This window comes from Candidatus Trichorickettsia mobilis (assembly GCF_034366785.1).
GTDB classification, from domain to species: Bacteria; Pseudomonadota; Alphaproteobacteria; order Rickettsiales; family Rickettsiaceae; genus Trichorickettsia; species Trichorickettsia mobilis_A.
Genome location: NZ_CP112932.1, coordinates 263818 through 287441 on the forward strand (window position 1 = coordinate 263818; position 23624 = coordinate 287441).

16 protein-coding genes are annotated in these 23624 nt (G+C 35.1%); 4 read left to right on the plus strand and 12 right to left on the minus strand.

Annotation, left to right across the window (positions count from 1 at the left end; all coding sequences use genetic code 11):
* Nucleotides 1-10: 10 nt before the first annotated feature.
* The 11 genes from Trichorick_RS01155 to Trichorick_RS01205 all read right to left on the minus strand — a co-directional run bounded on the left by Trichorick_RS01155 (nt 11) and on the right by Trichorick_RS01205 (nt 11818).
* Nucleotides 11-562, minus strand: a complete 552-nt coding sequence (locus Trichorick_RS01155; RefSeq protein WP_323738441.1) for a GNAT family N-acetyltransferase — start codon at nt 560-562, stop codon at nt 11-13.
* A gap of 17 nt (nt 563-579) precedes the next feature.
* Nucleotides 580-1266, minus strand: a complete 687-nt coding sequence (gene queC / locus Trichorick_RS01160) for a 7-cyano-7-deazaguanine synthase QueC (protein ID WP_323738442.1) — start codon at nt 1264-1266, stop codon at nt 580-582.
* Nucleotides 1267-1359: 93 nt separating this feature from the next.
* On the minus strand, nt 1360-2037 hold the full coding sequence (locus tag Trichorick_RS01165) for a 7-carboxy-7-deazaguanine synthase QueE (protein WP_323738443.1): 678 nt from the start codon (nt 2035-2037) through the stop codon (nt 1360-1362).
* A 154-nt stretch (nt 2038-2191) separates the two neighbouring features.
* Nucleotides 2192-3280, minus strand: a complete 1089-nt coding sequence (gene mraY, locus Trichorick_RS01170) for a phospho-N-acetylmuramoyl-pentapeptide-transferase (RefSeq protein ID WP_323738444.1) — start codon at nt 3278-3280, stop codon at nt 2192-2194.
* Nucleotides 3270-4670, minus strand: coding sequence for a UDP-N-acetylmuramoyl-tripeptide--D-alanyl-D-alanine ligase (locus Trichorick_RS01175; RefSeq protein WP_323738445.1), 1401 nt, complete (start codon nt 4668-4670; stop codon nt 3270-3272). Before Trichorick_RS01175 ends, mraY begins: the two co-directional genes overlap by 11 nt.
* Before the next feature lie 10 nt (nt 4671-4680).
* Nucleotides 4681-6435 carry a baseplate megatron protein TIM-barrel domain-containing protein gene (locus tag Trichorick_RS01180; protein WP_323738446.1) on the minus strand — a complete coding sequence of 585 codons (1755 nt, stop codon included), beginning with the start codon at nt 6433-6435 and terminating at the stop codon, nt 4681-4683.
* Nucleotides 6436-6755: 320 nt separating this feature from the next.
* Entirely contained in the window at nt 6756-8192 is a 1437-nt protein-coding gene (locus Trichorick_RS01185) for a UDP-N-acetylmuramoyl-L-alanyl-D-glutamate--2,6-diaminopimelate ligase (RefSeq protein ID WP_323738447.1), read from the minus strand.
* Nucleotides 8182-9978 (minus strand): peptidoglycan D,D-transpeptidase FtsI family protein, encoded by a 1797-nt coding sequence (locus Trichorick_RS01190; protein WP_323738448.1) that lies wholly within the window; start codon nt 9976-9978, stop codon nt 8182-8184. The genes Trichorick_RS01185 and Trichorick_RS01190 overlap by 11 nt, the downstream gene beginning before the upstream one ends.
* Nucleotides 9962-10375, minus strand: a complete 414-nt coding sequence (ftsL, locus tag Trichorick_RS01195) for a cell division protein FtsL (RefSeq protein WP_323738449.1) — start codon at nt 10373-10375, stop codon at nt 9962-9964. Before ftsL ends, Trichorick_RS01190 begins: the two co-directional genes overlap by 17 nt.
* Complete coding sequence (gene rsmH, locus Trichorick_RS01200; protein ID WP_323738450.1) at nt 10356-11300, minus strand: 16S rRNA (cytosine(1402)-N(4))-methyltransferase RsmH; 945 nt, start codon at nt 11298-11300, stop codon at nt 10356-10358. Before rsmH ends, ftsL begins: the two co-directional genes overlap by 20 nt.
* A gap of 62 nt (nt 11301-11362) precedes the next feature.
* On the minus strand, nt 11363-11818 hold the full coding sequence (locus tag Trichorick_RS01205; RefSeq protein ID WP_323738451.1) for a division/cell wall cluster transcriptional repressor MraZ: 456 nt from the start codon (nt 11816-11818) through the stop codon (nt 11363-11365).
* A gap of 668 nt (nt 11819-12486) precedes the next feature.
* On the opposite strand from Trichorick_RS01205, the gene Trichorick_RS01210 reads away from it, so the two are divergent.
* The 4 genes from Trichorick_RS01210 to Trichorick_RS01225 all read left to right on the plus strand — a co-directional run bounded on the left by Trichorick_RS01210 (nt 12487) and on the right by Trichorick_RS01225 (nt 22776).
* Entirely contained in the window at nt 12487-15546 is a 3060-nt protein-coding gene (locus tag Trichorick_RS01210; RefSeq protein ID WP_323738452.1) for a flagellar basal body FlgE domain-containing protein, read from the plus strand.
* Between the two features lie 818 nt (nt 15547-16364).
* Nucleotides 16365-19004 (plus strand): hypothetical protein, encoded by a 2640-nt coding sequence (locus Trichorick_RS01215; RefSeq protein WP_323738453.1) that lies wholly within the window; start codon nt 16365-16367, stop codon nt 19002-19004.
* A 217-nt stretch (nt 19005-19221) separates the two neighbouring features.
* The gene (locus tag Trichorick_RS01220) at nt 19222-20766 is read left to right on the plus strand and encodes an acyl-CoA carboxylase subunit beta (RefSeq protein WP_323738454.1); all 1545 of its coding nucleotides are present in this window, start codon (nt 19222-19224) and stop codon (nt 20764-20766) included.
* Between the two features lie 3 nt (nt 20767-20769).
* Nucleotides 20770-22776 carry an acetyl/propionyl/methylcrotonyl-CoA carboxylase subunit alpha gene (locus tag Trichorick_RS01225; protein ID WP_323738455.1) on the plus strand — a complete coding sequence of 669 codons (2007 nt, stop codon included), beginning with the start codon at nt 20770-20772 and terminating at the stop codon, nt 22774-22776.
* Nucleotides 22777-22850: 74 nt separating this feature from the next.
* Here the strand turns inward: Trichorick_RS01225 and Trichorick_RS01230 are convergent, their stop codons facing one another.
* Nucleotides 22851-23549 carry an SURF1 family protein gene (locus Trichorick_RS01230; protein WP_323738456.1) on the minus strand — a complete coding sequence of 233 codons (699 nt, stop codon included), beginning with the start codon at nt 23547-23549 and terminating at the stop codon, nt 22851-22853.
* Between the last annotated feature and the right edge of the window lie 75 nt (nt 23550-23624).

Sequence of the window (23624 nt, forward strand, 5' to 3'; positions counted from 1 at the left end):
AACTAATCGGTTAAAGCACTCGAGCATACATATAATAATCTTTATGCTCACCCTCTACTACCTCGTATTTCTTAAGCAACCCTTCTCTATTAAAACCACATCTTTCTAATACTTTAATTGAACGGTCATTATCTATAATTACCGTTGCTTGCACTCTGACCAAACCTAACGCCAAATCAGCAAATCTCAAAATTGCTTTAATAGATTTTAGCATTACTCCTTTACCCCAAAAATTATAATCAAGATCGTAACTAATTTCTGCTCGCAAATTCTGAGGCGAAATAATATTAAACCCTGCCGTACCAATTAATTGGTTAGTATTTTTAAACGCAATTCCCCAATAAAAACTTCTTTTGTTACGAAATAAATTACCCCAATATCTCACTTCTTCCAAAGCTTGTTCCATAGTAGCTGGGCAATTTGCTTCAGTTAAAAAAGCCGTCATCTCTGGTCTGCTCATATAATTAAAATAATCTTTAGCATCTTCATCAGTTAATTCTCTGAGCACTATATCACCTAATTCAATTACTGGAAAAGGGCCATATAAATATTGTACAATCACAAATTACTCCGTGTTACCTATATATATTTTATTGGGTCAATCATATTATTCTCGGCAAATGCCTGTAATCTTATCAAACAAGCATGACATTCTCTACAAGATAATCCGTCAGATGTCGGCTCATAGCATGATATCGTGTTGTTATAATCTACACCTAATTTAAGACCCGCCTCTACAATTTGAGTTTTAGTCATATCAATTAATGGCGCATGAATCTTTATTTGTGACTTTTGCACTCCAATTGCCGTGGCAAAATTAGCCATTACTTCAAAACTCTTAATAAACTCTGGTCGACAATCTGGATAATTTGCATAATCAGTTGCATGCACTCCAATAAAGATATCATATCCTTTAATAATTTCAGCAAATCCCAACGCATAGCTTAAAAATATTGTATTTCTAGCTGGTACATATGTTACCGGAATATCATCAGCAAGTTCTTTAACGTCTTTATATTTTGGTACTGCAATAGTATCATCAGTTAATGCTGATCCTCCAAAGCTCCGTAAATCAATATTAATTATTTTATGTTGACTAACTTTATAGTTTTTAATTAATTTTTTTATTTTCTCAAGCTCAATATGATGGCGCTGTAAGTAATTAAAACTTAGAGCATAAATCTCATAATCCATCTGTGATACCATAGCTAATACTGTTGAAGAATCAACACCACCACTAACTAATATTACTGCTTTTTTTTTCATGTTATAACCTGTGTCTCATACTATTAATAAATTTCTTTATTTTACTAAATTTGACAACAAAATTACCTCTCAGATGAAGTAATACAAAGAAATTTATTCTATTCCCCAAATCTTGTGTAACTGCATCGACACTCTGCATCCCGTACGTAAAGCCAACTCTAAAGCCAGCTTAGTATTCTCATTATTTATTTCCAGATTCTCTTGATCTATCGGTTGGATAAAAACCGGTATATTATATTTACTTTGCCCTACTTCTGCTATGTCACTATACTCTTGAATATTTTTAGCCACCAAAAACTTAATTGCACTAATATGAGGTAATAAGTCCTCACGAATTCTAGAATATCCATTAGCTCCTGCTTTCGGTGAGCATACTATCAGCACAGATTTAGGCAATGCCCTATATAATGTGCCATTAGTTTCTATTTGCACAGTAAATCCTAAATCGATCAATTTCTGACAACATAATTCTATTGGCTGTCTTAAAGGCTCACCTCCAGTAATTACTACTAATTTAACTATAGTAGCTCCATATTCATCAACACTTAATGCCAATACCTGTTGTATAATCTGCTCTAGCTCATAGCGTTGAAAATCTTCAAAATCAGTATCACAAAATTTACAGGCAAGATTACAACCGCCAAGTCTGATAAACACCGCAGGCATACCAACAAGAGGCCCTTCTCCTTGTAAAGTTTTAAAAATACTCTTGAGCTCTAAACTACTACCATCACCAGTAACTACTGATCTCTTAGGATTTTGTCCAAACATATATGCCTCTCATAAATGAAGAGTTTGCAGACGAAGTTTTAGTTGAAGAAGAGCGAGGAGCTGTGAAATCGAGGAGCGCAGCGTAGATTATTACGAGAGCACCGCAGATCTTTGCAAGCGACAACGCCAATTCTTCAACTAAAACGAGTATACCTTATCTTAGTTTAAGCGAAGATAACCCAACAAGTGCAAATATCATCGCAACAATCCAGAATCTTACTACTATCTTTGATTCTGGCCAGCCAATTTTCTCAAAATGATGATGCAATGGTGCCATTTTAAATATTCGTTTACCGCCGGAAAACTTGAAATAATATACCTGAATTATCACCGATAACGTTTCCACGACAAATACTCCCCCTATTATCCCCAATACTATCTCATGTTTAGTAATTACCGAGATTACTCCAAGCACCCCACCAAGGCTAAGACTACCTGTATCGCCCATAAATATTTCTGCCGGTTGCGCATTAAACCATAAGAATCCTAGACTACCACCAACAATACTGGCACAAAATATACTTAATTCACTAACATTAGGAACATAAATAATTTGTAAATAATGTGCATAGAAACTATTACCAACAACATAACTGATTATTAAAAAAGAGCCGGCAGCAATCGCAATCGGCACTATAGCCAAACCATCCAATCCATCAGTAAGGTTAACGGCGTTGGAACTGCCAACAATCACAAATATCGAAAATGGTATATAAAAATATCCAAGATCAATTAACAAATTTTTAAAAAAAGGTAATGCAAGATGATGAGCATATTCTGGTTGAGATATAGTTTGGATACAAATACAAGCGATTACACTAATAGCAGTTTGCGTCAATAACTTTCCTCTACCACTAATTCCTTTATGGTTATTTTTAGTAATTTTGGCATAATCATCAATAAATCCCAACATCCCAAAACCAACAAACACCAGTAATACTACCCATATATATCGATTACTTAAATCTACCAATAACAAGGTAGAGATAATTACCGCAATAATAATCATCATTCCACCCATAGTAGGAGTACCTACTTTAGCTTGATGTGCAGCTGGTATATCTCCTCTTATTGGTTGTCCGTATTTCTGAATGGACCTTAAATATCTGATTAATATCGGCCCTACTGTAATACAGATAATTAAACTGATGAGAGCAGCCATCCCACTACGAAAAGTAATATAATGCAATAAATTAGCAATATGAAATTTACTGGCATATGGTGCAAGTAAATTATACAGCATTGCTAACTCCATCAATTAAATTATGAACTTGTTTAAAACAACTGACAATTTTTTCAAGACGCATACCACGAGACCCTTTGATTAATATTAACTCATCGCCTCCTATTAAATTAGAAAGCTCTTCACATAATAAATCAACATTATCAAAACAAACTGACTCTATAGAATCAGGTAATAAAATTTTTAACCGTTGCATAGTTGGTCCTACTAATATCACTTTTCTTACTCCAGAATCAATAAGTGCAGGAACCACGCTTTCATGTAGTTGAACAGCAGTATCTCCTAGTTCCAGCATATCACCGATTATAGCCATTTTCTTATTGCTCTCAAGCTGCTGCAAATAGCTAAAAGCAGCTTTTAATGATTCGGGATTAGCATTATAATAATCACAAAGCAATCTACATTCTTTTTCTCCAAAACGAGCTTTAATAATTTTGCCGCGCCCAACAGTAAGCTCTATTTGCGATAATTGCATGGCAGCAATGTCTAGATCAAGCTTAAGTAATGAAATTACCATAAAAGCTGCAGCAAAATTTCTAGCATAATGCTCTGGGACAAAAGGTATAGTTACTGTTACCTCAACTCCATTGACCACATATACTAGCCGCACATTTTCTCCTAATTTTTCATAGATTTTAAGTCTGGCATTGGCAGCTTGAGCTTTCCCAAAATTATAAACTGATTTTATATTTAATCGCTCAATATTTAACATCATACGACCATAATACTTGCTATCTAAATTAATTACTGCCGTTCCATTAGCAGTTAAACCCTCAAAGATCTCACATTTTGCATCAACTATATCAAGTACGGAATTAAAGAACTCCAAATGCGCTTCAGATACTGAGGTAATTACTGCAATATCTGGTTTGACTATTTTAGTAAGTTCTCGAATCTCCCCAGCATGATTCATCCCCATTTCAAAAATGGCATATTCGGCATCGTCTGGTTGTGAAGCTAAATTAATAAGTACGCCTAAATAATTATTAAAATTGCCACGACTGGCAAAAACGCATGCCATAGCCCCAAGCATGGTTTTTATCGTATCCTTAGTAGTAGTCTTGCCTACACTACCAGTTACTCCAATAAATTTAGCTTTTGAATGTTGCCGTTTATATATCGCCAATTTATAGAGCGCATCCATTGTATCATCTACCATAATAATTTTGGTTGACGACAACCCTGGTATTGTTTCACTTACGATCGCTGCCGCTGCTCCATGAGCAAAAGCATCTTCAACATAAGCATGCCCATTTCGATTACCTTTTAGCGCAATAAATAAGTCATTTTTTTGGACATCTTGCGAATTAAATTGCACCTGTCCCGTCTTAATAGAATTATCTACCATAACCCCTAAGGCCTCAGATAGCTGACTAGCTGACCAAATCATACACTCCCTCTTAAATTTGTTTTAATTGTTGCTTCTCTATTGCATGATGTTGCATTGTGATGGCTACAGTCTTTGTTCTGAAGTTTTCATATAATAAATTGATTCCTTGTTGCCCAAGCTTGATCCAATGCCCATATGTCCATAAATTGCTATCTGTGTATTCTTCCTTATGCCAACCATTTCCTCTTGCATCCAAACAGTAACCGAACATATTGTGGACAAAAGAAGAGTGTTGCCAAAATTCTAATGTTGCTCTTAAAGCTTTACGTTGAACATCATCATCCGCTTTACCAGTAGAATGAGTCGGTGTTCCACTATCTTGAGTATTAGGGTTAAAAAATACGTTCGGTTTATTAGAAGCTTTATCAATTGACGGGAAGCCAAATTCGGTGAACCATATTGGTTTCATTTCTGGTTTCCAAGAGGTTTTTTTACTTCCTACCCAATGTTCGCTACTCCACCAATGCTTTAAGTTTTTCCAAGCATTCCAAAGCTCATTCCCCCAAGAATGTTTTTGTTCATCTTCTCCAATATAATAATCATAGCCTTCTCCACTTTGCCAACCATGTTTGATCTCTTCAACGCTAATCATTGAGTTGCGTGAGTCAGTCAGGGGAAAATATGCATCGATTCCAACAAAATCTATTGCTTCGCATGCCCATAATGCATCCAGCGGACGCAAAACTCCACCAGCACTATGGTATTCAGACCAATCTGCAGCATAAGTGATCTTGACATCTGCTCCTAATATTGCTTTAACCTCACGGGCAAGTTCAATTAGTTTTTCTATAAAAGGAAATTGGTTATCCGAAGTATGAATTCTAGTAAGCCCAACTAGCTCAGAACCAATAATAAAAGCATCAACTTTACCTTGTACTAATTTAGCGTAATGGATAATAAATTTTCTATATTCTTCATAAAAAGGCTCTACATCTTCTGGAACTCCATCTACACCTATATGTCCACGCCATGGTTTACCAGGCATATCTACCATAATTGATGGATAGAACATAATCTTAAAACCATGATCTTTAGCAGTAGTTAAATAATTTACTACACTTTCATCATTAATCGACCCTCCGTAATTTACTATACTATCCCCATTATGCGAAATTTGATGAGCAGATGTGCGATCATATTCACCCACTCTCCAGTTAGGATCACCACCTTCTTCCAGCGATTTTTCTACTCCTGGACGTATGTGGCAGTTTTTTATGTTGAGAATATCTACAAACCATGCTGCGACAGGAGCAATCCACTTAGTATTAGGAAGCTCTTCTTTGATTTCGTTTAAGCTTTGTATTGCCTTACTTCGTTGTGGATCGAGGATATATTCTCCACATCCAGGAATTATTACTATACCTGGAAGTAATTTTCTAATTATCTCCTCATCTTCATTTGGCAGTCGCATAATTTTAACATTATTTGCTACATTCCCCCAAAGCTCTATATGAGGCTGATTAGTAAATATATTTAGATTCTCTACTTCTGCGCCACCAAAATACTCAATGCCTGCACAGTGCAAAGTGAGATCATTGATTTTGATTTCATGTGCTTTTTGCACAAATTTCAAACGTAACAAGTTATGTAACTTTATGATGATTTTATCAATGGTTACTGCTTGTGTATCGGCTTTTAGAAAATTTATTTCTAGATTTTCATCATTGCTACTATAAACATCAAATTCTATAGGCCCTTCTGCCACATCGATGGGTAATATAGCAACATCTCCAACACGATATTCTTCTAGATCTACAGTGAACATATATACAATATTATTATTATTTTACTTTCAGCTTTACCTTTTTGGAGACCATGAGGTTCACTACCACGTCAGGACTTCATGAGATGCTAAATAACCCTAAACACCTAAGGTATCCCGACACTCAAGGTCATCTCGAATTATCCTGAACAGATCCCGAAACAAGTTCGGGATGACTTTGGGTGTACAGGATGACCCGAGTGTACAGGATGACCTTGGCTGTCACACGATGACCTGTAATCACTGACAACCTGTGGTCACTGATGACATTTGGCTATCGGAGTGACGTTCTACAAGTCGGAATAACCACATTTTGATATAAGCTACACCTTCAATCCCAAAGCCTGTCTTGCTATTTCTACATCATCCATTGCTATTACCTGATTACCAATAATCTGATAATTCTCGTGCCCCTTACCGGCTATCAATAATATATCTTCTGCTTGCAACCATTTAACTGTATCAATTATTGCTTGTTTACGATTCGGAATCTCAATTGCTGATTTTGCCTCAGCTAAAATTTCTTGGCGAATCGCAGCAGGATCCTCGTCTCTTGGATTATCGTCAGTGATGATTACTACATCAGCAATCTCAGCTGCGATTTTTCCCATAATTGGCCGCTTTAACTGATCACGATTACCGCCACAACCAAATACTACCTTTAACTTACCGCTGCCGGTAAGTAATTTTTTTAGCTCAAGCAAAGAGTTTGCTAAAGCATCAGGAGTATGAGCATAATCAACAAATATATGGAATGAATGACTTTTATCCGTCACTCGTTCAAGCCTGCCACGCACAGCTCTTATTAGCGGCAATTTTTTGACTATATCTGCAAAAACAAAACCAGCTTGATGAACTAAAATAGCAGCAATCAGCAGATTAATTCCCTGGAAACTCCCAATGATCTCTGTATAAATATTATATATTTCACCTAAATAAGAAAATTCTATTGCTTGTCTATTAACTGTAGAATTTGCTTTAATAATTCTAACATCTCCGCTTGTTCCAACAGTAATTACTTGAATTTTTTGCTCATTTAAGTATGACTTAATAAAATCAATATTAACAATATCAGCATTAATTACCGCAATCCCATCAGGCAATAAATTTTCAGTAAATAACTTTAGCTTGGCGTTTAAATACTCATCCATAGTGAGATGATAATCCAAGTGATCTTGTGAAAAACTTGTAAAACCAGCAGCAATAACTGGAATGTCATAGATGCGTTTTTGCTGTAAACCATGACTAGATGCCTCAAATGCTACATAATTAATGTTGTTATCAGCTAGATCATTAAGGATTTTACGAAAAGTTAGCACGTCAACTGTAGTTAACCCTTTGGTATCGATGTTATTATTAATTTCTCTATTTAATTCTATTCCTAATGTGCCAATACTAGCACTACGCTGCCCAAGTAAGCCAAATAATTGGCGTATATACGCTACTACTGAAGTTTTGCCATTAGTACCAGTAACTGCAATTAAATGTTCTGGAATTTTAGGATAAAAAATACTACTAGCATAACTTAAAGCAATTCTAACATCATCAACACAGACGATTCGTTGATCCAATAATTGCTCCGGATCATCAGTAATTACTAACTGCGCTCCAGCATTAAAGGCCTGTTGAAGATAATGATTACCATTAACATGTTCTCCAACTATAGCAAAAAAAGCATCTCCAGGTTTAACGCTTCTTGAATCAAAGCTCAAGCCTATGATATTGTACTCTTTAAACAATTGTTGCAGTTTATATTTCATGGTCAATTTTATAATCTATATTTAATATATTCTGTACTTCCGAACTTTCTTCGTCAATCGCACTGAGTCCATATAAAGCCACCATCCGTTCAAAAATTTTATTCACTAACGGCGCAGCATTCCAGCCGGCGGTAGTATGTCCGGAGGTCTGTTTATTGCCCTTTGGATCATCAAGCATCACATAAACAACATATTGCGGATCTGATGCCGGCAACACCCCAAAAAATGATGAGATTCTGCTATTTTGTACATAACGCCCAGCAACAGACTTATTAGCCGTACCAGTTTTGCCGCCAACTAAATAACCTTTGACATCTGCTCTTTTTCCGGTCCCCTCTTTTACTACTAAACGTAACAATTTTCGCATTTGCCTGGAAGTTTCTTCACTAAATACCCTTTTCCCATTAATCTGATCATTTTGTTTTTTAATTAAAGTTAATGGATATAAATAACCACCATTTACCACCGGTAACATTGCTTGTACAAAATGTAGCGGACTAATAGAAATTCCATAACCATAAGACATAGTTACCAAGCTTAAATCAGTCCAACGACTATCAGCAGGAAAAAGTGGCGTCCCGCGTTCCGGCAATTCAATAGTTAATTGCTCTAGCAGACCTAAATTCTTAAGATATTTCTTAAAATTATTCTTACCAATCTCAAGAATTATCTGACTAGTACCAATATTGGAAGAGTGTAGAAAAATTTCGGCAACACTATGCCAACCGCTTCTGGGATGATAATCTTTAACCTCAAAGCGCCCTACTCGCATATAACTAATATTATAGGCATCATTGACAGTTATTGCCTCAGTATCTAGTCCAATGGCAATCGTTATAGACTTAAAACCTGAACCAATTTCATAAATTCCATGACTTGCTGTATTAAATAGTTGAGCATTAGTTGCTTTCTGTGGATGATGAGGATCAAAATCTGGTTTAGATACCATTGCCAGAATTTCTCCATTATGAGGGTTTGCAACAATTGCTGCACCGCCAACCGCATTAAATTGCTGTATAGTAGACTCCAATTCCTCGCTTAAGATCGTCTGTAACCTGACATCTACAGATAATTCTAATGCTGCATTAGCATTATTAGCACCATTTACCTGTTCAACATTTCGTAAGAATTGATCATATTTCTTTTCTAATCCTGCAAGTCCAATTAAATCCCTACCTACATAACCAATAATATGAGAAAGTACTCGACCAAACAAATAAACTCGTTTTTGTTCACGCTCAAAACCAAATCCCGGTAACCCAAGATTAGTAATCTCAGTTTGTATTGCTGGACTAAGATCACGCGCTATCCAAATGAAATTTTTATTACTAGATAATTCAAGCAATAAATTTTCTATATTTAGATTTGGAATGATTTTAGACAATTTATTTAATGACTGTCGTGGATCAGTTACCTTAGCAGGATATGCAAATAATGATGATGAAGGTACGCTTATCGTTAGTACCTTACCGTAACGATCTACTATCTCCTTTCTAAAATTAGTTTTAACCGAATATTCATTAGATTTGACATAGTTACTATTGGTTACAATTATTAAACGATAAATTAAACCGATAAAACACAGAGCAAAAACAGCAATAATTATTATAATTCTGAATCTGGCACTATTATCATATAAATCCCACGCAAAGATAATCTGATATATGCTTTTCTGGTTTGTGTCGTTTCTAAAACCTTGATTGTCATTCCAGCACTCTCTACCATTCCTGCACAAGCAAGTTTTGATCTGTAACCAATATTGATATAGCTTATTGAATACGTCCATAATTATCAATTTTGGTTGCAACAACGCGTTGTATATACTTGCTTGGAGCCTTCTTATAACGCCACTTAATATGATGCTTTGTACTTAAATTTGCTACCGCATATTGTTTCTTTGTTTTAGTATCAACTGTCTGTAGCAATGGATCTGTGATCATCTGGTGACTATGCACGTTATCTAAACCAAGATAACTAGATAGCTGACGCAGTCTATCTGGCGATGTTAAATAAGCCATTTCTGCTTTTAACATATGAGCTTTATCTCTCTCTTCTGATATTTGCTTACTTAGCTCATCAATCTGATAACAAAAACTCCTAACTTGACTCTTGATGATAAACAACCCATAAACGGTAGCACAACATATAGCAAAAACTACACAATTAAATACTCGTATGATCATTACCCGCTCCTATCCTTATTGCTGCTCTGAGTTTTGCTGATCTAGATCTTGGATTAATTAAAACTTCATCTCTTAGCGGTGAAATCGGTTTTTTAGTCAAAATTCTTAAAAATTCTGAATCTTGAGCTTCATTTATCATTAGTTTAGCATATTTTGACCTAGCTATAATTTTCACTGAATTGCTTCTCAAAAAATCTTTAACTATACGATCTTCCAAAGAATGGAATGATACAATTACTAATCTGCCGTTAGGAGCTAGCAGCTTTAACGACTGTTCCAATAAAATTTTTAATTGTTTAAGTTCATCATTGACATAAATCCTAATCGCTTGGAAAGTTTTAGTTGCCGTATCAATCTTACCTTTTTTGAAACCTACGCTACTACGCACTATCTTAGCTAATCTCGCTGTATTGGTTATTGGGTCAATCTTACGTTCATTAATAATTGACCTTGCTATCTTTCGAGCATAAGGCTCATCACCATATTGATAAATCACATCAGCAATATCAGCTTCACTGGCGTTATTAATAAAAACAGCCGCGTCTTCTCCTTTGCTACTCATTCTCATATCTAACGGCCCATCATTAGCAAATGAGAAGCCACGTGCACTCATATCAAGTTGCATACTTGATACGCCAAGATCTGCAACTATGCCATCAAACTTAACGCCAGTAAAAATACTGCCTATTTCAGCAAAACTACTATTGATAAATTTAAAACGATCTTTATATTCACGATAACAATTATCAGCATATTCCTGCACGGCAGGATCTCGATCAATAGCCGTCAACTTACATTCACAGCTATTCAAAATCGCTGTGCTGTAACCTCCGGCACCAAACGTACAATCTAAAAAATTCTCACCGACTCTTGGAGCAAGATACTTGATCATTTCGTTTAATAACACTGGTGTATGAGCTAACATATTTTATTACACATCAGACCTCTACCTCATCTGCATTTTGTCTAAAAATCTCCATTTTTAGCTTATGCAACAGGTCTATCCTTTAATGTTAAACGATTATTTTGTGCAATTTGTCTTGCAGCCACCAAATAAGCATCAAAATTTTGTGGTTGCCACATTTCAAAAACCACTCCTTTTCCAACAAAACATACCTGCTCTTCCATTTCAGCATGCTCAAGCAATGATTTCGGTAATACCACTCGCCCTTCTCCATCAAAAGCTAACTGTACCGCTTCACCAAGAATTATAGTTTCAAAAGCATCTCGCTCTTCAGAATATGGATCAAGATTTTGAATAACCTGACTAAGAGCTTCAAGTCTGGCAACACTACAAGCTTCTATGCATTTATTTCTGAATGATGGATACGCAATAATTCCATTGAAATTTTGCCCGGATAACACAAGCCTATAACTCGCAGGCACCGAGACCCTGCTCTTTTTATCAAGGTTATTAATATATTTTGATAAAAAAATATTCATTTTTTAACTATGGTCATTAGTTTTACAGAATCATACAAATTGTAGTATTTTTACACTTATCTTAATTATTTCATAAATTCTTAATCATATAATTACATAATATCCCAAAGCTGGAAGCTGGAATAACAAGGTAGAGTGTTCAAAGAACCATACGCGTCAAGTTTAAGAAAAGAGATGATATAAACCGTCATTGCGAAAGCTTTCCGAAGCAATCCAGGAAATAAGAATATTAACTGGATTGCTGCGACCACTAACGTGGTCTCAGCTCAGACACAAAGAACGGTCTCAAAGGCAGTTCATATTGTCTCTTTATCTTAAACTCAACACGTGTTGTTCATTAAACTAAACAACTTCAAAATCATTATTATCCGCATTCAAAATTGGGTATATTTGGGATTTAATGGTACTACATGGAGAATGTAATATATCTCACATTTAGTCAAGTAATTTCTTCAAGAAAATATTAAAGAATACAGCTAGTTTATTAATGTTTTACATGATATTTATGATAGTATCTTAAAATCTTGTGTAATTATTACTACAACTTCAGACTAATTTTAGTCTTGCTAAAGAGTTTGGCACGATTTATGCTGATCTTTTAGTTATAATGGCTTTTTAAGAAGCTGATGATATCACCGTTAGTTATATTGATTTAAGGAGGAGTATGTATGTCAAAATCGGATAATTATTTAAAGTTGCTAATGGACGCCAGTAAAACAGGAACCAGAAATATCCAAAACAACAGAGTTAACGCCGCCAAAGAAGATACCACTTCATTTACTCGATTTGTTACCGGAAAAGCTTCTATAGTAACTGCAAACAATAGAAGTACTATAAATGTACAAGGTGCTATAGTTAACACTGGTATTGCCACTGATATCTCAGTTCAGGGCAAAGGTATGTTAGTGGTCAAAGAGAGCGCTACATCTAATGCCAATTTATATACACGCGATGGTTCATTCAGATTAAACAATAAAGGCTACTGGCTTAATCCTAGCGGTTGTGTAATGCTTGGATGGAAATTGGATGCAACAGGAAATCTACCTACCGATAGTTCGTTATTGGAATCTTTAGAGCAAATCAATGTTAGTGGCAGCAGCTCACAGGCCACTGCTAGTGATAAGATAACAGTTGGCGCAAATTTAAATGCAAACAAAACCGTGCTAGAAGGAGCTGGAGAAATTTTTAAAGTCAATAAAAACGGCATCAATGCTTCAATCAAAATTGATGAGATTTTAATGCCTGAAATTCTTGGCACTGGTAGTCTTACTATGGGTGATAAATTTACTCTTACTGCCGACCCAAATGCTAGCAAGACTTTTGTATATGGTGGAATATCCATATCTAAAAAAATATCTGAAACTAATTTTTATGGAACTAACACTGTTGGTGGTCAATTTAGAATAGTACCAGGTGTTCCTGCTAATGCTAATGAGTTGCAGGTGGATACAGGCATTAGAGTGAGAGTGGGCGGTGGAGATTGGATTAATTTTAAAGCTATTCGTAATAATGCTAATACTGGTCAGAATGAATTTAATAGTTTGCAGTCTCTTGGAGAAAAGTTAAAATCCCTTGATCTAATTACTACAATTAAGGACGACCGACTAGTTATTGCACCAAAAGATGGAAATTCAGCTGTTGAATTTCAAAATTTTGGCAGCAACATGGTTGAAACTTTAGGTTTAGTTAATATAGCTGGAGTTGCTAACCCGGCATTAGATGGCGAAAGATTTTCAACTCTTCAAATGCTGCGCGATAAAGTTAATGCTACTAAAGACACATTTGGGCTTTTTGCTGAACTTAATTCAACATCAGGCTCAGTTAATATACATTCATTACTTGCAACCTCATCATTTGCAATTAAAGGTGAGTCATTAGGAGTAAGATCTTTTTCTAGAGCAGTTATAGGTGCTCCTTTAGCTATTGGTGGATTAGCTATTCCAGAAGAACAAAGACGAGCAACTGTAATAATTGATTCTCCTAAACATGATTTGAGAGAAGGTGACTTTGTAAAAATTATGGGATTAGGCAATCCTCAAACCCCAGACGGAATATATATGGTTACTGGCAGATCTAGCGATCAATTTACGATTAACTTAATCGATGCTGTTCCTGGAAATTTTGTAGTACAACCAGCAAATGGAACTATATTAAACGCACCACCAGGTGGCTATACTTGGCAAAAAGTAGCTGGTAGCAGTTATCCACTTAGCAATGCTGCAACAGCAAACTCTGGTGGTGGTGGTGTTGGAGATGTGACTATTACTATGCCTCCAGGCTTTGTTGGAGCTGCTGGTGGTGCTCTAATTAACGCAGGAGACATAGTCTATATCTCTGGAATTGGACTTAAGGCTACAGCAGCTGGCGATGATATTACTGTACCAGATGGCTATTATGTAGTAAATGCCATTGGAGCAAACACTTTTGATATCACTCCAACTGCGATAATAGCTGCTGCCGGTGCTGCACCTGCTGGTCCAGTAACCGTACGTAAAGTTGGTGATGGCGCTGGTTTTCCTGTAGGAGGAATCAACTTTAATACCAACGTTATGGTAACTACTGGAGGAGCTGGCTCAAATCGAATAAAACTCTTTATGCCAAGCCATAATTACACTATTGGTGACTCTATCCGTCTTACTGGTTTAGCAGCGCCATTAGCAATTGATGGCATTACTGTACGAAATAATATGATATATAAAATAGTTGATGTACCAAATGCAGCAGCTTTAGCAGGTGGCGCACCTAATTTTGTTACCTTTGAAGTAGTAGATGCTGGTGCTGGTGTTGCTACTACGGGTGATGAAATAGTGGGCATGGCAACTTACGGCGCTCTTGGTACAGACGTTGGTCAAAATTTCCGTGTTGATCATTACAGCCGTACTTTTGAATATTTAAGTTTAAATCAAGAAAAAGAGCTATTTGCTGCTACTTATAGTGCTAGTGATTCTAAATTAGGTCTATCTAGTGGAAATCATTCAGCAGATCGCATCTTTTCACATTCATTTGTAGTATTTGATAGTTTGGGTGGGCAACATACACTCCTCGCCAAATTTGCTCGACTTGGTGAAAATCGTTGGACAGTAGAGATAAGTGCTATCAAAAGTGAGGATGGTACTTTTGAAGTTAAAACGACTAGACCAGATGGCGTTCTCCAATCTGGAACTTTAACGTTTGAACCTAATGGCGCACTGCAGTCTATAGGAGATTTAGCATCTCCTTTTCTAGCGGAATGGACAAATGGCAGCGCCCCAGGTAGTATTACTATAGATTGGGGAAGTACAGGAAGCGTTGTTGGAACTGGATCTCGAGAAGGCATTAGACAAGTCGTAGCTGCTGATAATGTATTAATGTTTGATGCAAATGGTAATACCGCTGGAACTTTAGTAGATGTCAACATTGATGAAAATGGTAATTTCATTGCTATTTACGATAATGGTACTAGTCAAAAACTATATAGAATTCCAATTGCCACTCAAATTGATCTGGATAATGGCATGGAAGCTTATGCTTCTGGTTATCGTAACAAATCTCCTGTCATTCTTAAAGAGCCTGGTGTTGCCGGTACAGCAACTATTGTCTCAAAGAGCGTAGAAGGATCAAATGGTGATACTACTACATCATTGATAGAACTTCAAGGGCTCTCCAATGATGTTTTAGCAACCTCCAAAACATTAGGCATAGAAAATAATAATCTTAAAACCATTGTTAATGCAATTGAGGTTCGTTAAGCTATATGACTATTTTTACTGCTATTTTAGCATTCAGCTTATAGTAATAACTGGTTGTATATTTTTATTATGAACGTTCACAAATTTTTAAGTTTGAACGTTAGTATACTACACAAGGTGTCATCTACAAGGAGCTGTTAGGCTCCTTGGTGATAGCCCTAGTAGAAAGAATTATACCTTATAAAGATGGATCAGCTACGATTTGATAAAAATTTAAATATCTTGGTTTAAATTTTTATTAAAGTTGAGACCATTACGTTGCCGTGGCAATCCAGAAATAAACGTTTAACTAAATTGCTTCGCCCGTTTTGGCTTGCGACGACGTTCATATCGCTTATTTTTCTTTAAACTTGATACAGTTCATTGAACATTCTCTATTTTTCGACTAAAAACCACTATAAATAATCTCCATAAAATTTTATTCACAGAGCCTAAACTCATCATAAAAAATTTCAATAAATTATTTACAGAACCTATAGTTAATGTAATTTCACAACATTCTCGATGCCATTAACTTGAAAAAGCAAGAATCCAGCTTTGAACCGGAAGGATATCGAAGGTATTTTCAAGAACCAGAACGATCACAAACAGTATCAAAAAAGCCATTACCTATCGACTTAACCTATACCGACAACTTTCTAGCAGCTCGTATTACTAAGATAAAAAGAGCACTAGTTACAATTTTGCGTACTATTTATTAACTTATTAATTAAATAACAACTAAATCTTTACTTTAAATGCTATGATGTTACCATTTTATAAATAGCATTAACTAATTATTATTTAATGCTCTTATATAACTTAAGGCTATTATTATTATGTCAAAAAATATTGTTCCTGTAACTAGCGACCAACATAATACATTTAATACAAGCAACACAAATCATCAAAATACTTTAGCTCTACCTCAACACAGTTTTCCAGAAGTTAATAAATATCTATCAAAATATAAAATAATAAAACAACAAATTGTAAATTTTTTACATACTGAAGGAAACCATGAGGTTAATGACCGTATAGTTAAAACAGCTATTAATTCCAAAGGATTGATTTTTTACAAAGGAGAACAAAGAATAATTGGGATTGAAATATTAGAACAAAACCTTAATCTTACTAATATAATTTTATACGCTCCTGAAATAGCTCCATTACTGATAAAAAAAGGTGCCGATATAAATGTTTCAATTAAAAGCGAACAACCATTGCTTGGTTATGCAATTGAGCATAACCAGCGAGCTATTATAGATGCTTTATTAGAAAGAGATGATTTAGATTGTAACCAAGTAGTTGTAACACCATTAAGTAAGAATTGTTCTATTTATACTCCATTACTTATCTATGCAATAGAGTATAGAGACTTTACAACTGCGCTAGAGTTATTAACTAAGCCTAAATTAAGTGTCCTGACTTCAAAATTGACTATAAGCAACGGTATAAATTATTACCAAAATATAATTGAAATTGCAATAAACTCTAAAGATATGGAATTTATTGACATTTTATTACAAAACCAAGTTTTTACCTCTGAAATATTAAAGCACAATATTGATCTCGGACAAGTAATTACAACCTTTCCGCAAGCAGCATTATTACTTATAAATAAAGGAGCTAATGTAAATACTGAAGTGCAAATATCGTCTGATAAAACACAATCTTTATTGGAATATGCGCTAATGTCTGACAATCAAGCTTTAATAACTGCTATATTAAAAAATCAAAGCTTAGACTTTGCTCAAGGTAATGAAACTAATAATCCCGGCACATTGCTATATAAATACTTAGGAGAAAAACTATTTTTGGAGATAGTTAAAGAATATGACTTAACAACTAGATTGTTGCATGCTCATGCAAAAATGTGGTGGGATACTTCTCTGAAATATTTTATAGAAGGCATACATATAGATAATCCATTTTCAATAAATTGTACCGATGATAATGGTAATGGTTTAGCGGAATATTTTATTTATTATCCTGAAATGTTAAAATGGCTATTTCAACAGAGATACATGTTGCATGGACAAGACTCATTAATTTTACATAAGCTTGCTGACATAGCTCAAAGTGACCAAAATTATCAACGATGGGATTTAATTATTGAATTAGCAAGACTACATAATACTGAGGGATTGCTCTTATTTAATGTCAATTTCAAAGATTCTAGTGGTCAAAGGCTGATTGATAAGGCAAAACATTTATATGATAACGCATATTACAACGCAGATAATATCCTCAAAGAGTTACGTAATCTTGGCTCAGTTGAACCAGCAAATCTGATTTCAACTGCACTAGCAGATAAACTAGACTTAAGTAATGAACGTTTAGATGGTTATGAACCTAATAAAATTAATGCGTTAAAGATTTTACAATTGCTATATGAAAAATTTCCTCTATCTGAAGAACAGATAACTGAAGAAATAAATACTTTTAAAACTAAGGATTTTAGTGGGTGGAGTAATAATAAGTGGTATGTGTCTACCTCATTGACTATCCAGCAGGTAGTAGATCTATTATCTGGGATGCGTAATGTACATGATCGTTTGTCAGAAAACTGGGATTTTAAGCAAGTACTTGCCTCTGTAATTTATATATCTCGTACTTGCGGTGATGAAATGATCTATAATTCATTAATTCATTGTTTAAGTGAATTATATTTATGTGATTTAGGCAAATTAATTAATATACTTTACGTAGCGCAAGACAAAATCTTGGAGAAACAGCAAATTAACTACGCTGCACAAAATTTTACAGAATTTTATCCTATACTAGACGAAGCAATGAACCAAATAAACAATACATTTAAAGAAGAAGCTTCATTGGCAATAACTGAATGGTTTTACGATATTTATGGAAATATCAAGTCTGAAGAATGGGGAAAATATACTCTGAAAGTTCAAGGTATAATAACTCAGATCTTTACCGAACTAGGAGACAAAAAAATAGAGAGTTATCACTTTAATGATGGTTTAAAAGCACAGATTATAATGCCGTTAATTGAGAAAATAAAACTCAATACTGTTCCTGATGAAGCGCTGATAAGCTGGCAAGAAGCATTATATAAAGGAAAAATTAATATAATAACTTCTTTCTTTGAACAAATAGCAACAGCCAATAGCGAAAAAATGGTAAATTTATTTAATGATGTAACTTATAAAGCAGAGAAATTATATGGAGATTTTACTATTATAGGTTCTAAGCTGGTAAATAATCACTATCAGCATATGTTGACATATGATCAAGCAAAAGCTATAAAATTTTTAAGTCTACTGAAGGATAATTGTACTATTAACCAAGAAGTAATAAATTTTATAGATAAAGAATCTTTCAACTGGAAGTTTGTACAGCAAAAAAATCAACTTCATACCTCTTATTTACAAGCACCATCATTTGAGATTATAAGCAAGGAAGTAGATCTAGAGGGGGTACTAGAACGTTTCAATGAAGATACCATGATAGGCTAAAGAAACGCCAGTTGCCAATTAATTGAGGTTTTGTTGCATAAATCAGACTTTGAACTAGCGGAGTTAAATTGTTTAGTATTACGAATTTGACTATAATAAAATATAAATCTTGTTGAATTTTAATACTACTCAAGTATAACTAACTATTCAGTACTATATATTACCTTAAAATTTAATATCTTAAAATTTAAGGTAATTTAATTTGGTTAAATTAACGATGAATCAAACCACATTACAAAGTCAAGATATATTGGATGAAAAACGAAATATTGCCAGGCAAGGTGGAGGAATCAAGCGTATTTCTATCCAGCATGCAAAAGGGAAACTAACCGCCAGAGAACGAATTGAAGTTCTTTTGGATCCAGACAGTTTTGAAGAAACTGCAATGTTCGTTGAACATCGATGCGACAATTTCGGAATGCGTGATAAAATCTTTCCTGGAGATGGAGTAGTAACTGGTCACGGTACTATCAACGGTAGGCTAGTCTTTGTTTATAGTCAGGATTTTACGGTGCATGGCGGCTCTCTGGGTGAATATCATGCTAAAAAAATCTGTAATATTATGGATTCTGCTCTAAAGGTAGGCGCACCTGTCATCGGAATTAATGATTCCGGTGGAGCCAGAATTCAGGAAGGAGTCGATGCTCTCGGTGGCTACGGTGAATTATTTAATCGTAACGTCTTAGCCTCCGGAGTCATTCCACAAATAACTTTAATTATGGGTCCTTGTGCCGGTGGCGCAGTATACTCCCCTGCTCTTACCGATTTTATTTTCATGGTACAGGATTCTTCTTACATGTTCGTAACCGGACCGGAAGTAGTAAAAACGGTAACTGGCGAAGAAGTGAGTCAGGAAAAGCTAGGTGGTGCCAGGATGCATACCACTAAAAGCGGTGTTGCCGACCTAGCTTTTAAAAATGATGTTGAAGCATTATTAGAAACTAGAAGATTTTTTAATTTTTTACCACTATCCAATACTGCTCCACTACCAATTAGGGATACTAAAGACCCTGCTGATCGAGTTGATATGTCTCTTAGTACCTTAGTGCCATCAAACCCGAATAAACCTTACGATATGACTGAATTGTTAGAGCGTATAGTTGATGAAGGAGAATTTTTTGAGCTGCAACCGCATTTTGCCAAAAATATTATTATTGGTTTTGGTTATATGGAAGGAAGGCCGGTCGGTTTTATTGCCAATCAACCACTACATTTAGCAGGGTGTCTAGATATTAACGCTTCAAGAAAAGCCGCACGATTTATACGTTTCTGCGATGCTTTTAACATACCATTAGTAACGCTAGTTGATGTTCCAGGGTTCTTGCCTGGTACAGATCAAGAATATAATGGTATTATCAAGCATGGGGCCAAATTGCTATATGCTTATGCAGAAGCAACTGTACCAAAGATTACTGTAATTACTAGAAAAGCATATGGTGGTGCCTACATAGTTATGAATTCAAAGCATCTACACGGGGATATAAATTATGCCTGGGTTAATTCTGAGATTGCAGTCATAGGTGCTGAAGGGGCTGCAGAGATAATATTTAGAGAAGAGTGTAAGGACTTGGATTTAAAAAAACAAAAAATTGCAGAATATAGAGAAACCGTTACTTCACCTTTTATTGCTGCTTCCAGAGGCTATCTGGATGATATAATTAAACCTCAAAACACCAGGTGGCGTATATGTAAGGCACTTAATTTTTTACAAAATAAAAAAGTGCATATGCCATGGAAAAAACATGATAATTTACCGTTATAATCAATGAGCAAACCATTATTTGATAAAGTCTTAATTGCTAACAGAGGTGAAATCGCTCTTAGAATTATGCGTTCACTAAAAAAAATGGGCATAAAATCTGTTGCAGTTTATTCTGAAGCTGATACCAATGCTATGCATGTGCAATATGCCGATGAAGCCTATTATGTCGGGAATTCTCCAGCTACTGAAAGCTATTTATCTATTAAAAACATTATCAATGCCATCAGAGCAAGCGGAGCAAACGCTGTTCATCCAGGATACGGGTTCTTAGCAGAAAATGCAAATTTCGCTAATATTTTAAAAAGAGAGGGAGTAACTTTAATTGGTCCTAGTGCGCAGGCAATTAAACAAATGGGTGATAAGATAGCTGCTAAAAAAATTGCAATTGAAGCTGGAGTAACTACAATCCCAGGCTATATGGGCACTATTAATACAGTAAGCCAAGCAATAAGCATAGCGGAAGATATTGGATTCCCGGTAATAGTAAAAGCTGCTGCTGGTGGCGGTGGTAGAGGAATGCGAGTAGTCAAAAACTCACAAGAAATGACTGCTGCTTTTTCATCAGCCAGATTAGAAGCCGCCAGTAGTTTTAGTGACGGTAGAGTATTTATTGAGAAACTGATCTCATCACCACGACACATCGAAATACAATTACTAGCTGATCAACATGGAAATGCCGTATGTCTTGGTGAACGAGAATGTTCAATTCAACGATATCATCAAAAAGTTATTGAAGAAGCTCCAAGCCCATTCTTAAGCGAAGATACTAGACGAAAAATGTATGCTGAAGTGATATCATTATCTCGTAAGGTAGGATATTACTCTGCTGGTACTGTTGAGTTTATGGTAACTGCTGACAGTAAGTTTTACTTTCTTGAGATGAATACCAGATTACAAGTTGAGCATCCAGTAACTGAATTGGTTACTGGAATCGACATTGTTGAAGAAATGATTAAAATTGCTGCCGGAGAAAAATTAACTTTCTCACAACAGGATATAGTTTTAAAAGGCTGGGCTATTGAATCACGAATCTGTGCAGAAGATCCATCAAGAGGATTTTTGCCTTCTAGCGGTAGAATTACTGAATATTCAGAACCGCCAAAAAGTTCTAATATTAGAATAGATAATGGCATTGGCTCCGGCGGTGAAGTAAGCATGTTTTATGATTCGATGATTGCTAAATTATGTACTTATCATGAGACTCGCGAACAGGCTATCGAAGTTATGCGTTCTGCTTTAAGCTCTTATATTATTAAGGGTATTGCTCACAATATAAGTTTTTTAGAAGCAGTAATGTCGCATCCACGATTTATTAGCGGCGATATTAACACTGGCTTTATTGCAGAAGAATATCCTGACGGCTTTTCTGGAGCTGCCTTAACTTCAGAGATCACCGAAGTATTCCTGTCGACTGCGATATATATATATATCGCAGAACAAAAAAGAGCCGCATCAATCTTCGGACAAATTATCGACCAGACTAACAATATCGGTACTCGTTGGGTAGTGTCGATCGATGATAAATTGTTTCCAATATTAATCAAACCGGTTGCAGACGGGTATAATATCAGACAAGGATCAAATAGAATCTATATCCGCAGTAACTGGAATTTAGGAAGTCATTTATTCAGTGGTTTAGTTAATGGCAATAAAGTAAATGTCAAAATTGAAAGAATTCGCACTGGTTATATGTTAACGCACTCAGGGCTTAGTGTTAATGCTTTTGTACGCTCTCCTAGAATGTCGGAGCTGGAAGCACTAATGATTTCCAAACCGCATGTTGATATTTTAACAACCTTACAGGCTCCTCTAGCCGGACAAATAGCCGCAATTAAAGTTCAAGTCGGTGAACAAGTAGTTCCTGGGCAAGATATTATGATTTTGACAGCAATGAAGATGGAGAATGTAATTACGGCAGAACGCCCCTCAACTATCGCCAAAATATTAGTCAATGAAAAAGATCAAGTATTTGCCAATCAAGTTCTGATTGAATTTGAAGAAAGTGCTTAATACACTTTTTTGTTGTAAATTTAATTAAAATTTATGATATAATGTGAGATTTAAGCATTGCATACAAAATCTTGTTAATTTGATTCTTTCCTAACATAAATAATAAATATAATTATTAAGCTTATAGCTAAAATAAACCAGGTAAATGCATATTCCAGATGATCATTTTTAATTTTGGTAAGATTATCAGCAGGGATAGGCTTAACAAAATCTGGTAAGTTATCTGGCTCTAGTTGTAGTAAATAAAATTCAGGCAATTCTAATTTTAAAAATTGTGCTATCTGATTTAAATCTAGAATAAACCAGATATTATTTTTTAAATCGTTACCGGGAATAAAGAATTGTTTCTGTTCGCCAGTAAGTACTATCCCACTTATTTGTTCCTGCTTAGACGAAAAACCCTTGGATATATCAGGCTTATATATTGATTTGAACCAACCTCTAGCAACTAAAATGAGCTGGTTATTATTTGTCTGAAATGGTGATAGTAAATAATAACCATCTTGTCCATGTTGACTAGCTATACGTCGATAAAGGTGGATATCATGATTAGTCAAGAATTTACCATGAATATTAATTTTAGAATATATGTTTGCTTGATTCATTACTTGGATATCAAGTGGTTTATTATTTAAATTATAATTAATATTCTTAATAAGTAAATTTTTGTCTTGCAACCGCTGAAGTTGCCAAAACCCTAATGATAGCAAGATGCTCACTGCTATTACGGTAAATAACAAAGGTAGTAATTTTATAGATTTTTGTAATTTCATTTAATTCTTTAGTCAGATATTGGTTTTATTTTGTGCATCCTAGTTTATCTATTTTGCTAATACAATAAATTTATG

Coding starts and splice junctions, on each gene's coding strand:
- Trichorick_RS01210 (WP_323738452.1), top strand. CDS start 12,487: ATGTCAAAATCGGATAATTATTTAAAGTTGCTAATGGACGCCAGTAAA.
- Trichorick_RS01205 (WP_323738451.1), bottom strand. CDS start 11,818: ATGAATATTTTTTTATCAAAATATATTAATAACCTTGATAAAAAGAGC.
- Trichorick_RS01215 (WP_323738453.1), top strand. CDS start 16,365: ATGTCAAAAAATATTGTTCCTGTAACTAGCGACCAACATAATACATTT.
- Trichorick_RS01185 (WP_323738447.1), bottom strand. CDS start 8,192: ATGAAATATAAACTGCAACAATTGTTTAAAGAGTACAATATCATAGGC.
- queC (WP_323738442.1), bottom strand. CDS start 1,266: ATGAAAAAAAAAGCAGTAATATTAGTTAGTGGTGGTGTTGATTCTTCA.
- ftsL (WP_323738449.1), bottom strand. CDS start 10,375: ATGATCATACGAGTATTTAATTGTGTAGTTTTTGCTATATGTTGTGCT.
- Trichorick_RS01175 (WP_323738445.1), bottom strand. CDS start 4,670: ATGATTTGGTCAGCTAGTCAGCTATCTGAGGCCTTAGGGGTTATGGTA.
- rsmH (WP_323738450.1), bottom strand. CDS start 11,300: ATGTTAGCTCATACACCAGTGTTATTAAACGAAATGATCAAGTATCTT.
- mraY (WP_323738444.1), bottom strand. CDS start 3,280: ATGCTGTATAATTTACTTGCACCATATGCCAGTAAATTTCATATTGCT.
- Trichorick_RS01225 (WP_323738455.1), top strand. CDS start 20,770: ATGAGCAAACCATTATTTGATAAAGTCTTAATTGCTAACAGAGGTGAA.
- Trichorick_RS01230 (WP_323738456.1), bottom strand. CDS start 23,549: ATGAAATTACAAAAATCTATAAAATTACTACCTTTGTTATTTACCGTA.
- Trichorick_RS01190 (WP_323738448.1), bottom strand. CDS start 9,978: ATGGACGTATTCAATAAGCTATATCAATATTGGTTACAGATCAAAACT.
- Trichorick_RS01165 (WP_323738443.1), bottom strand. CDS start 2,037: ATGTTTGGACAAAATCCTAAGAGATCAGTAGTTACTGGTGATGGTAGT.
- Trichorick_RS01180 (WP_323738446.1), bottom strand. CDS start 6,435: ATGTTCACTGTAGATCTAGAAGAATATCGTGTTGGAGATGTTGCTATA.
- Trichorick_RS01220 (WP_323738454.1), top strand. CDS start 19,222: ATGAATCAAACCACATTACAAAGTCAAGATATATTGGATGAAAAACGA.